The organism is Aerococcus christensenii, assembly GCF_001543105.1.
Lineage (GTDB): Bacteria > Bacillota > Bacilli > Lactobacillales > Aerococcaceae > Aerococcus > Aerococcus christensenii.
Genome location: NZ_CP014159.1, coordinates 916,840 through 929,151, shown reverse-complemented (window position 1 = coordinate 929,151; position 12,312 = coordinate 916,840). Strand labels below are relative to the sequence as shown.

General features: G+C 42.6%; 8 protein-coding genes, 3 rRNA genes and 1 pseudogene. 2 read left to right on the top strand and 10 right to left on the bottom strand.

Annotated features, from left to right (window positions below):
• Nucleotides 1-279 (bottom strand): barstar family protein, encoded by a 279-nt coding sequence (locus tag AWM71_RS04375; protein ID WP_060776818.1) that lies wholly within the window; start codon nt 277-279, stop codon nt 1-3.
• Nucleotides 280-296: 17 nt separating this feature from the next.
• Nucleotides 297-767 (bottom strand): ribonuclease domain-containing protein, encoded by a 471-nt coding sequence (locus tag AWM71_RS04370; protein WP_060776817.1) that lies wholly within the window; start codon nt 765-767, stop codon nt 297-299.
• 136 nt (nt 768-903) lie between these two features.
• On the opposite strand from AWM71_RS04370, the gene AWM71_RS04365 reads away from it, so the two are divergent.
• Entirely contained in the window at nt 904-1,866 is a 963-nt protein-coding gene (locus tag AWM71_RS04365; RefSeq protein WP_060776816.1) for a glycosyltransferase family 2 protein, read from the top strand.
• Between the two features lie 64 nt (nt 1,867-1,930).
• On the opposite strand, the pseudogene AWM71_RS08135 reads toward AWM71_RS04365, so the two are convergent.
• The 5 genes and pseudogenes from AWM71_RS08135 to AWM71_RS04340 all read right to left on the bottom strand — a co-directional run.
• A pseudogene (locus tag AWM71_RS08135) lies at nt 1,931-2,648 on the bottom strand (IS3 family transposase); the annotation flags it as partial.
• Between the two features lie 13 nt (nt 2,649-2,661).
• A complete protein-coding gene (locus AWM71_RS08350; protein WP_060776814.1) occupies nt 2,662-2,883 on the bottom strand; it encodes a helix-turn-helix domain-containing protein in 222 nt (73 codons plus the stop codon).
• 186 nt (nt 2,884-3,069) lie between these two features.
• Nucleotides 3,070-3,185, bottom strand: a 5S ribosomal RNA gene (gene rrf / locus AWM71_RS04350).
• A 67-nt stretch (nt 3,186-3,252) separates the two neighbouring features.
• Nucleotides 3,253-6,159: ribosomal RNA gene (locus AWM71_RS04345) — 23S ribosomal RNA — on the bottom strand.
• 216 nt (nt 6,160-6,375) lie between these two features.
• Nucleotides 6,376-7,924, bottom strand: a 16S ribosomal RNA gene (locus tag AWM71_RS04340).
• The 16S, 23S and 5S rRNA genes sit together here, the layout of an rRNA operon.
• A 515-nt stretch (nt 7,925-8,439) precedes the next feature.
• On the opposite strand from AWM71_RS04340, the gene AWM71_RS04335 reads away from it, so the two are divergent.
• Nucleotides 8,440-8,802 (top strand): thioesterase family protein, encoded by a 363-nt coding sequence (locus AWM71_RS04335; RefSeq protein ID WP_060776813.1) that lies wholly within the window; start codon nt 8,440-8,442, stop codon nt 8,800-8,802.
• A gap of 94 nt (nt 8,803-8,896) precedes the next feature.
• Here AWM71_RS04335 and AWM71_RS04330 read toward each other — a convergent pair whose 3' ends face one another.
• The 3 genes from AWM71_RS04330 to AWM71_RS04320 form a co-directional block, all read right to left on the bottom strand.
• Nucleotides 8,897-10,228, bottom strand: a complete 1,332-nt coding sequence (locus AWM71_RS04330) for a hemolysin family protein (protein WP_060776812.1) — start codon at nt 10,226-10,228, stop codon at nt 8,897-8,899.
• 151 nt (nt 10,229-10,379) lie between these two features.
• Nucleotides 10,380-10,748: a holo-ACP synthase gene (acpS, locus tag AWM71_RS04325; protein WP_060776811.1), complete on the bottom strand. Its 369-nt coding sequence runs from the start codon at nt 10,746-10,748 to the stop codon at nt 10,380-10,382.
• Between the two features lie 10 nt (nt 10,749-10,758).
• Entirely contained in the window at nt 10,759-12,252 is a 1,494-nt protein-coding gene (locus AWM71_RS04320; protein ID WP_060776810.1) for a degradosome RNA helicase CshA, read from the bottom strand.
• Between the last annotated feature and the right edge of the window lie 60 nt (nt 12,253-12,312).

Below are 12,312 nucleotides of genomic sequence, written 5' to 3'. Positions count from 1 at the left end.
CTACTCCCATTCAAGTTGTAAGGTCTCATTTTCCTCCGCAGCATTCTCTAAAAGATCTACCACTCGCTGAGCGGGACAGTCTTGTTCTTGCATGATGTGCTCTCTTCCTTGAATGATAATTTTTAACGGTCGAGAAACACTTGTTAGTTGATCATACAAAGCATCTAAATTATCAACCTCTGCTTTTTGAGACAAAAATATTGGATTAAAAATACAGTACAGATCACTGAAATGATTGAGTGCTTTCCAAGTAACCACTACTGTTCGTTCTTGAGTCACAACGCCACTTCCCTCTGCTAATACAAACGCTTAAAATTCTTATAATGATCTTTAGAGTAATAAATAGCTCCCTTATCTGAATACACAATCCGTTCAGAACCTCTATAGCCCCCATAATAGTTAACATCCGCTTCATGATATTTCTCTTTTACAGGCAGTTCTTCTTGATAATTGCCAAACACGTCTCCACCAATTGTCTTTTTATCTGTCACTTCCCATAAATTTCCAGTTTCACTGTTCCAACCAGCTTTTTTGGCCTGCTTTTTGGTGATATAATTAGGCGGCAATTTTTTATATTCATGCACATATCGGCTGACATGCTCAACATCCCGATAAATTTCCCTATATTGCACCTGCATTTGGGTATTAGCAGAAGGAGTCGGTTGAACAAAATGAAGTCGCCGTCCCGACAATTGAAAAATAACAAATATACTTAAGATAAGTGTTAGGAAAATTAATCCCAGTTTTTTCTTGTTAATGCGAATCATTCCCTTTTCTTTTTTTACATTATACCATGTATTCTCGACTACTGCTTATCTAGCGATTACTTGTTTTTCTCTCCTGCTTAGACTATGTTTATTCTAAAAAATTCGTTATAATGAAAAAAGATTATGAGGTGATCCATTGAAAACTATTACTGTCATCGTACCTTGTTACAACGAAGAATTAACTATTAATCCCTATTTTGCAGCCATGCAGGCTATCGAAGCAGTCTGTCCTGCTTATAGTTTTCATTATTTATTTGTGGACGATGGGTCCACTGATCAAACTTTATCCGTTTTAGAAAAATTATCTTCCAAGCATTCAAACGTTCAATATCTTTCTTTTTCAAGAAACTTTGGCAAAGAAGCCGCACTGGTCGCTGGGCTTACCTATAGTCAAGGAGAGTGGGTGATTACGATGGATGTCGATCTGCAACATCCTCCCCGTCTCATTCCTCTCATGATAAAAGAAATGGAAACGGAACAATATGATATGATTGCTACTCAACGGCAAAACCGCCAAGGGGAAGCTGCTATTCGAGCCTTTTTATCTCATAAATTTTACGAACTTCTCCGACTCATGACAGATATTCCTTTCTGCCAAAATGAAACAGATTTTAGACTCATGGACAAGCCAATCGTTAATAGTCTCCTTGCTCTCCAAGAAGTCCATCGTTTTTCTAAAGGACTTTTTAATTGGGTAGGCTATCGTAAAACTTATCTTTCTTTTCCTAATGAAAAACGAAGCGCTGGAGATAGTAAATGGAATCTTACTTCTCTCTTCACCTATTCTATCGAAGGTATTCTTTCTTTCTCACAAGTTCCTTTAGACATTATAGCCTTTATAGGATTTTTAGTTTTTATACTTTCTATTAGCTATGCTATTTTTTTAGCTATACGAACCCTTCTTTTCGGAAATCCTACCTCTGGATGGACCTCAACAATTGTTGTCATTTTAGCTATGGGAGGCCTACAAATGCTTTCCTTAGGCATCGTTGGCAAATATGTAGGTAAAACTTTTATGGAGAGCAAGAAACGTCCTCTGTATTTTATTCAAAAAACTAACTTAGACCTTTCTTCTCAAAAAGAGCCTAGAAAACTGTAATTTGATGTGACCCCAAAAAGTTAGACTTTTTAAACATAGTAGTTTTATCGACTGCTACGTTTTTCTATGCAGCCGTAAGGCTGATCCGATATTGAACAGGACTCATCCATCCTAGTCGTTCTTTGATTCGTTTTTCGTTATAGTACTTGATATATTTCTCTATGGCGGATTTTAATTCTTCGTAACTGTAATAGATAACCCCATAATAAATTTCTTGTTTTAGTAAGCCAAAAAAGTTTTCCATCACTGAATTATCGTGACAGTTGCCTTTCCTGGACATACTTTGGAAAATTCGTTCTGCCTTTAAGCGATCTGTATAACTTTTCATCTGATAAGCCCAACCCTGATCTGAATGAAAAGTACGACGATGGATTCTATTAGGCGCTATTCGACCATATTTACCTTTATAGGAATTATATTTTCGACTTTTTCTCGTATATGAAGTAACTTGAAGCTTTAATTTTTGCATGAGTCGTTGAATTTTTTCCTTATTGATCAGAAAGCCTTGATTTTTCATCGCAGCGGTCATACGCCGATAGCCGTAATCTCTATTTTCTTGACGAATTTCTATGATTTTTGTTTCAATTTCTTGATCTGGATTTTTTCTATTGAATCTTTTCTGCCAGTACATAAAAGTGGCTTTTGGCATACCTGTATATTTGAGAAGATCTTTCAGTTTGAATTGTCCTCGGAGGCTGTGTATGATGTTAGCTTTTTTTCGTTTTGGTTTCTTCCTCTAAACGCAACCTCCTCAACTCTTTTAAAAAAGCATTCTCTAACTTGGTCCAATATCATTCATCTTCCAACTGTGTAATCCGATCTGTACTCGTATCTACTGAATCTGCCCCATTGGGCGTTTGCCTTTCTTCTCTTTCTTTTCTCTTGTTTGTTTATCCATCGTCGAATTTGACTTTTACTTTTTATTCCATATTGTTTAGCAAGAAATGCGCAGCCACCTTTACCTTCTAAGTAAGCTTGAACAACTTCTTTCTTAAATTGATAACTATACTTTGACATAAAAATGCCGACCTCCAAAGGTTAGATTTTTGGTTTAACTTTTGGGAGTCGGTACAAAACTGTAATTATAGGGCTCTTTTTCCTTTTCATCCCACTCCTTACTCTTATTTAATAAAAATTATCTCATGGCAAGAAAAAACTCGTATAAAAATCAACAAAATGCTGATCTTATACGAGTTTTTTCTTGCACGGCAACGTCCTAGTCTCACAGGGGGAAACCCCCAACTACATTCGGCGCTAAGAAGCTTAACTTCTGTGTTCGGTATGGGAACAGGTGTATCCTTCTTGCTATCGTCACCGCACAATATGAGCCTTATTCGCTCAAAACTGAATCTATAGTCTCTTCCTCTTTGTCATACAACTTTTCCTTTGGATAAGTCCTCGACCGATTAGTATTCGTCCGCTTCACCTATTACTAGGCTTCCACTCCGAACCTATCTACCTGATCGTCTTTCAGGGGTCTTACTCTCTTATTGAGATGGGAAATCTCATCTCGAGGGGGGCTTCACGCTTAGATGCTTTCAGCGCTTATCCCGTCCACACATAGCTACCCAGCTGTGCTCCTGGTGGAACAACTGGTACACCAGCGGTGTGTCCATCCCGGTCCTCTCGTACTAAGGATAGCTCCTCTCAAATTTCCAACGCCCGCGACGGATAGGGACCGAACTGTCTCACGACGTTCTGAACCCAGCTCGCGTACCGCTTTAATGGGCGAACAGCCCAACCCTTGGGACCGACTTCAGCCCCAGGATGCGATGAGCCGACATCGAGGTGCCAAACCTCCCCGTCGATGTGAACTCTTGGGGGAGATAAGCCTGTTATCCCCAGGGTAGCTTTTATCCGTTGAGCGATGGCCCTTCCATGCGGAACCACCGGATCACTAAGCCCGACTTTCGTCCCTGCTCGACTTGTAGGTCTCGCAGTCAAGCTCCCTTCTGCCTTTACACTCTTCGAATGATTTCCAACCATTCTGAGGGAACCTTTGGGCGCCTCCGTTACTCTTTAGGAGGCGACCGCCCCAGTCAAACTGCCCGACTGACACTGTCTCCCGACCAGATTATGGTCGCGGGTTAGAATGGTCATGTCACAAGGGTAGTATCCCACGGGTGCCTCCTTCGAAACTAGCGTCCCGATCTCTTCGGCTCCTACCTATCCTGTACATGTCACACAAACATTCAATATCAACCTACAGTAAAGCTCCATGGGGTCTTTCCGTCCTGTCGCGGGTAACCAGCATCTTCACTGGTACTACAATTTCACCGAGCCTCTCGTTGAGACAGTGCCCAAATCGTTACGCCTTTCGTGCGGGTCAGAACTTACCTGACAAGGAATTTCGCTACCTTAGGACCGTTATAGTTACGGCCGCCGTTTACTGGGGCTTCAATTCAGAGCTTCGCTCGAAAGCTTACCCTTCCTCTTAACCTTCCAGCACCGGGCAGGCGTCAGCCTCTATACGTCATCTTCCGATTTGGCAGAGACCTATGTTTTTGATAAACAGTCGCTTGGGCCTATTCACTGCGGCTGACCTTGCGGTCAGCACCCCTTCTCCCGAAGTTACGGGGTCATTTTGCCGAGTTCCTTAACGAGAGTTCGCTCGCTCACCTTAGTGTTCTCCACTCGACTACCTGTGTCGGTTTGCGGTACGGGTTGCTTTATTCTCACTAGAAACTTTTCTTGACAGTGTGACATCGGCTGCTTCGATACTTGATTTCTCTCCCCGTCACAGCTTGTGTACTCTGTGGCAAGCCTTTCACTCACCATCACACTTACTGCTTGGACGCGTCTTTCCATCTCCGCGCTCAGCTTAGCCTCCTGTGTCCTTCCTTCGCTCAAACAAATAAAACAAGTACAGGAATCTCAACCTGTTGTCCATCGCCTATCCCTTTCGGTCTCGGCTTAGGTCCCGACTTACCCTGGGAGGACGAGCCTTCCCCAGGAAACCTTAGTCATTCGGTGGACGGGATTCTCACCCGTCTTTCGCTACTCATACCGGCATTCTCACTTCTATACGCTCCACTGGTCCTCACGATCCAGCTTCTCTGCCTATAGAACGCTCTCCTACCATCCTCACGGATCCACAGCTTCGGTGTTCAGTTTAGCCCCGGTACATTTTCGGCGCAGGGTCACTCGACTAGTGAGCTATTACGCACTCTTTAAATGATGGCTGCTTCTAAGCCAACATCCTAGTTGTCTGTGCAACCCCACATCCTTTTCCACTTAACTGATACTTTGGGACCTTAGCTGGTGGTCTGGGCTCTTTCCCTTTCGACGACGGATCTTATCACTCGCCGTCTGACTCCTGGACTAAAACTTTTTGGCATTCGGAGTTTATCAGATGTCAGTAATCCTAGATGGACCCCTCGATCAAACAGTGCTCTACCTCCAATAGTCATCATCCAAGGCTAGCCCTAAAGCTATTTCGGAGAGAACCAGCTATCTCCAAGTTCGATTGGAATTTCACCGCTACCCACACGTCATCCCCGCCTTTTTCAACAGACGTGGGTTCGGGCCTCCAGCGTGTTTTACCACACCTTCACCCTGCACATGGGTAGATCACTTGGTTTCGGGTCGACGACAACAAACTTGACGCCCTATTCAGACTCGCTTTCGCTAAGGCTCCGCTTCTTCCGCTTAACCTTGCTTGCTATCGTCACTCGCCGGTCCGTTCTACAAAAAGTACGCCATCACCCTTTAACGGGCTTTGACTGCTTGTAGGCATACGGTTTCAGGTACTCTTTCACTCCCCTCCCGGGGTGCTTTTCACCTTTCCCTCACGGTACTGGTTCACTATCGGTCACTAGGTAGTATTTAGGCTTACCGGATGGTCCCGGTGGATTCCGACGGAATTTCACGTGTACCGCCGTACTCAGGATACTGACAGGCTGCCGCGATCTTTCGCCTACAGGATTTTCACCTTCTTCGATTGATTTTCCCAAATCATTCGGCTAGATCTTGTCATACCTTCCTTCAGTCCTACAACCCCAAAGTGCAAGCACTTTGGTTTGGCCTCTTTCCCGTTCGCTCGCCGCTACTTAGGAAATCGATTTTTCTTTCTTTTCCTATGGCTACTGAGATGTTTCAGTTCACCACGTCTACCACATCATAAGCTATGTATTCACTTACTTGCCATTGTCGATTAAAACAATGAGGTTCCCCCATTCGGAAATCTCCGGATCAAAGCTTACTTACAGCTCCCCGAAGCATATCGGTGTTCGTCCCGTCCTTCATCGGCTCCTAGTGCCAAGGCATTCACCGTACGCCCTTATTCACTTAACCACTGGTTAAGTTGTATGATTGCGAAAAGTTTTTTAAAACTCTTTTTCGGTTTTTACGCTTGGTAAAAATTGGTTTGTTTCCTTATTATCTCCTGGTAGAAATAATAAGGTGGAATTTACTATAGTATTCAGTTTTCAAAGAACAAGTTAAATTTGAGAGTTAGACCTCTCAAAACTAAACAAAGAAAACGCAATGTGTATTCCATAATATCCTTAGAAAGGAGGTGATCCAGCCGCAGGTTCTCCTACGGCTACCTTGTTACGACTTCACCCCAATCACTTGTCCCACCTTCGGCGGCTGGCTCCAAAAGGTTACCTCACCGACTTCGGGTGTTACAAACTCTCGTGGTGTGACGGGCGGTGTGTACAAGACCCGGGAACGTATTCACCGCGGCGTGCTGATCCGCGATTACTAGCGATTCCGGCTTCATGTAGTCGAGTTGCAGACTACAATCCGAACTGAGAATGGCTTTAAGGGATTCGCTGACTCTCGCGAGCTCGCTGCCCGTTGTACCATCCATTGTAGCACGTGTGTAGCCCAAGTCATAAGGGGCATGATGATTTGACGTCATCCCCGCCTTCCTCCGGTTTGTCACCGGCAGTCTTGCTAGAGTGCCCAACTCAATGCTGGCAACTAACAATAGGGGTTGCGCTCGTTGCGGGACTTAACCCAACATCTCACGACACGAGCTGACGACAACCATGCACCACCTGTCACTTTGTCCCCGAAGGGAAAACTCTATCTCCAGAGTGGTCAAAGGATGTCAAGACTTGGTAAGGTTCTTCGCGTTGCTTCGAATTAAACCACATGCTCCACCGCTTGTGCGGGTCCCCGTCAATTCCTTTGAGTTTCAACCTTGCGGTCGTACTCCCCAGGCGGAGCGCTTAATGCGTTAGCTGCGGCACTGAAGGGTGGAAACCCTCCAACACCTAGCGCTCATCGTTTACGGCGTGGACTACCAGGGTATCTAATCCTGTTTGCTACCCACGCTTTCGGGCCTCAGCGTCAGTGACAGACCAGAAAGTCGCTTTCGCCACTGGTGTTCTTCCATATATCTACGCATTCCACCGCTACACATGGAGTTCCACTTTCCTCTTCTGTACTCAAGCTTCCCAGTTTCCAATGCACTTCCACGGTTAAGCCGTGGGCTTTCACATCAGACTTAAGAAGCAGCCTGCGCCCCCTTTACGCCCAATAAATCCGGACAACGCTTGCCACCTACGTATTACCGCGGCTGCTGGCACGTAGTTAGCCGTGGCTTTCTGGTAAGATACCGTCAAGACTGTAGCAGTTACTCTACAATTTGTTCTTCTCTTACAACAGAGTTTTACGATCCGAAAACCTTCTTCACTCACGCGGCGTTGCTCCGTCAGACTTGCGTCCATTGCGGAAGATTCCCTACTGCTGCCTCCCGTAGGAGTTTGGGCCGTGTCTCAGTCCCAATGTGGCCGATTACCCTCTCAGGTCGGCTATGCATCATCACCTTGGTGAGCCGTTACCTCGCCAACTAGTTAATGCACCGCAAGGCCATCGATAAGTGATAGCAGAGCCATCTTTCTAAGTTTGTTCATGCGAACAAACTTCCTATGCGGTATTAGCACCCGTTTCCGGATGTTGTCCCCCGCTTATCGGTAGGTTCCTTACGTGTTACTCACCCGTCCGCCGCTAACTTTGAAAGTGCAAGCACTTTCTCTGTTCGCTCGACTTGCATGTATTAGGCACGCCGCCAGCGTTCGTCCTGAGCCAGGATCAAACTCTCATGAAAGAATTCATGAACTGTTCTTAGCTCATTTTGCTGACTTGTTTGAGTCTAGTCTAGACTTATTGCTTGAATTGTTGATTTAGTTATTTCTAACTATCCCTACACATTTGGTTCGTCTTCTTTGTTCAGTTTTCAAAGGTCTATCTTTCAGTTGCTGTTTAACAGCGACCCAATTATGTTATCACATCTCATTTTAGATGTCAACATATTTTTGAAACTTTTTTGCTGCTTATCAGAAGCAAGTGGCTTTGAGTCACTTGAAACGATTAATCAGCAAGAAACATTTTATCACGTTTTATCCTGTTTTGTCAAATACTTTTTGATAATTTTCAAAAATTTTCAAATTTCTTTTCAAAAGGAACAAATATTGATAAGGTTGTTTGCAAAAACAACTTTAATAGAATACCAGTTAACTAAACATTTGTCAACTTTATTTACGAGCAGCCTTTTGACAAGTTCGAGCACAGGCAGTGCGCTATGTTATAATATAAAAGAAGGCTAACAAGGAGGTTGAAATTATGCAAGTTCAGTTTACAGTATTATCCCATCAACTCGCTAATTATGTAGGATCAGGTTCTTTACCTGTCTTATCTACACCGTGGCTAGTAGCATTTGTAGAAAACGCTGCGGTTCGTTTTCTGCGCGATCAATTAGAAGATAACGAAACGACAGTGGGGGCGCATGTCGAATTAGATCATCTGGCTCCTAGTTTGGAAGGAGAAGATATTATCGTTAACATTGAATTGGTCCAACATAAAAAGCGGTTTTATGAATTTAGTTTCGAAGCTACCTGTCAGGGCAAGTTAATCGGTAAAGGGCGTCATTGCCGGGTTAAAGTAGACAGTCAATCATTTATGACTCACGCAAAAAGCAAAAGCTAATTGGCAAAGGGCTAAATTCTCTCTTAATCTAAAAATAAAAAAAGCAGCAATTCTCTTTTAGAAATTGCTGCTTTTTAGCATATTCAGTATTTTTCTAATCGTCCAAATCTGCTGGGGCCTCTATTGGCTCATAATGCACTTGAATTTCTCGAATTCGTCCACCTTCTACTAAGGTAGTCGTCAACCGATAATTATCAATCTGCACGCTTTCCTGACTGTCATCATCTGGAAAATGGGTCAAGATCTCAATCATCACACCCGCAATGGTGTCTGAATCATCCGATGTAATTCCCGTATTAAAGAGTTCATTAAACTTGTCAATTGGCATCGAGCCATCGACAATATAAGTCTCATCATTTATTTTTTGATAATTAACAGATAATTCATCATATTCATCTTCAATATCACCAACAATAACCTCGATAAGGTCCTCTAAAGTAACAATCCCTACAACTCCACCATACTCGTCCTTTAAAATTGCCATGTGTTGATGGTGGCGTTTGAATTGGAGCAAGAGGTCATCTGTATAGACCGTTTCTGGCGCAAAATAGGGATCTCTCATAATATTCTCCATACAAATATTTTCGAAACCTACTCGATCAGCTTCTCTCAAAACATCCTTTGAATGAATGACCCCTAGAATCTCATCTTTGTCTCCTTTGTAGACAGGTATTCTAGAATATTGAGAAGTTAGAAGTTGTTCAAGATTTTCTTTTCGATCATCTTCAATATCAATCATAAAGGTATCTGTTCGGGGGACCATCACTCCCTTAGCCAACTTAGAATCTAAAGAGAGAACCCCTTGCATCATGCGAAATTCATCCATATCGATAATTCCGTCATTTCTTCCGCTTTCAATAAGCGTGCGCATTTCAGCCCGCGTTAAGCGCTCTTCTTTTTTTGTAAAATCCATCGGCGCTAAGGCTTTTAATAAGTCCGTTGACTTAGTCAATAACCAAACAAAAGGAGCGAACAACTTATTCAAAAAAGTAATCAAACCAGCAGACATCAAGCAATACTTTTCTGGAAATTGAATAGCTATTTGTTTTGGAAATAATTCACCATAAACTAAAGAAATATAAGAAAGTACCAAAGTAACAATAGCAGTCGCTACCATCTCACCCGCAGGAATATTGGTCAAATAAGGGGTCAAATACCCCACAAAAGTATTCGCCGCTGAAGCGGAAGATAAGAATCCTGCAAAGGTAATTCCCACTTGAATCGTAGATAAAAGCGCATCAGACTGCTTTAACAGTACTACCACTTTTTGGGCACGACGATTACCTTCTTCTGCTAATTGATTAATCTTCGCTTGGTTTACAGAAACAAAAGCCATTTCTGCTCCTGCTAAAAAAGCGTTAATTAATGTCAAAACAAGTATCAAAACAATTTGTCCGTAAACCGACGAGGCTCCCGGGTCTTCCATATATACATTTCTCCTTCAATCTTTAATATTTATATATTTGTCTTCCAGTATACCAGGTTAACAGAATTCTTGGCAAGAAGCCCTAAATATTTTTAACAAGAAAGTCGTCTTCCAAGCTTTATATACTAGTCATTCCGCTTTAAAAATAATATTAAGGATTTTCCTGGTCCTCTAAGATGACAAAAGCTGCCGCATAAGCGGCCGTATGCGTAATCGATACAAAGGCCGCCCCCTCCCAGAGATCAGTACAGATATACGGACGATCTTTTTCATCTGATAAAATCTCTATATCATGAAAGCCTACTTTCAAGCCGATCCCTGTCCCCGTTGCTTTCGTAAAAGCTTCTTTTGCAGCCCATCGACCTGCTAAAAATTCCAATTGTCCTTTTTTTGTTTTCCGTTTTTTTAGAAGCTTTAATTCGGATTCTGTCAATACTCTTTCTGGAAAATCAGCGTGTTTTAAGCAGGCTTCTTTCAGTCGAGCAATCTCTACTAAATCCGTTCCAATTCCTTGAATCATCGGCTTCTCCTTAGCGAATAGTGAACGAAGTATTCACTTTTTCTTTTTTGGAGTGTGTTTTACGTTGGTGAGGACGTTCATTACGGCCCGTCCGCTTAGATCCACGTTCTCCATGTCTTCGAGAAGAATGGCCTTTTTTATTCTCTAGACGTTTCCGTTTTTCCCCTGATCGTGAATGCTCACTTCCTCTTTGCCCACGTTCTACACTGACTGGATTCTTCCGCTTCCGCATTGGTTTCATCTGGCTTCTTACTAAAGCAAAAGCTAATTGTCCAGCCGTGTAATTACCCGTTAGATAATCAACCACTTCTTGACAATCTTCTTCGTCATTTCGTTCCATCAATGTTTTAATTTTATCAATCGATTGTTTCATTTGTCCGCTAAACGCTTCTTGAGCCGTAGGTGGACGTAAAGGCGACATTTTTTTCCGGGTTAAATTTTCAATAGTTCTCAAGAAGCCCATTTCATAAGAAGTAACAAAGGTAATGGACATTCCTTCATTCCCTGCGCGTCCAGTTCGACCGATCCGGTGAACATAAGATTCTGGATCTTGAGGGATATCATAATTATAGACATGGGTCACATCTGATATGTCTAAACCTCTAGCAGCTACGTCTGTTGCAACTAAAAGTTCCAAAGTCCCTTCTTTAAACATTTTAATGACATCTGAACGTTTTTCCTGACTAAGATCTCCGTGAATACCCGCTGCTTGATATCCACATTCCAATAAGCCGTGAGCAATTTCGTCCACTCTTCGCTTAGTTCGTGCAAATATAATAGCACGTTTGGCACGATTAACATCAATAAAGCGTGTCAGGACATCAAATTTTTCGCTTTCTTTGCATTTGGTAAAATACTGATCAATGGTTGTTGCGGTCACTTCTTTAGCAGCTATTTTTACTGTTACAGGCTCCTTCATAAAGTGTTTTCCAATCGATTGAATAGCTTTGGGCATAGTAGCAGAAAAAAGAAGGGTCTGACGTTCTGTTGGCGTAGCTGCAATAATTTTTTCGATATCCGCGATAAAGCCCATGTTTAACATTTCATCTGCTTCATCTAGAACCAGCGTTTCAACGCGGCCTAATTTTAAAACTTTACGACTCATTAAATCAAGAAGGCGTCCCGGCGTCCCTACGACCACTTGCGTTCCTTTCTTCAATTGAAAAATTTGGCGGCGAATATCTGCGCCTCCATAAACAGTGACCACTCGAATTCCCTTTAAGTGTCCTAATCGATAAAGCTCACGTCCCGTTTGAATAGCTAATTCTCTAGTAGGCGATAAAACTAAAGCCTGAACGCCTTCTTTTGCTAAATCTAATTTTTGTAACAGAGGGAGACCGAATGCTGCTGTTTTTCCTGTCCCTGTTTGGGCTTGACCTAGAACATCTCTCCCTTCTAGTCCATAAGGAATGGTTTGTTCTTGAATAGGGCTCGCTTCCTCAAAGCCCATTTCACACACTCCTTGGAGTAATTCTTTTTGTAAATGGAATGATTCAAACTTCATGAATAATATTATTCCTCCTCATACTCTTATTAAAAAAGAGTCCCCCTCATAAGGCGAACT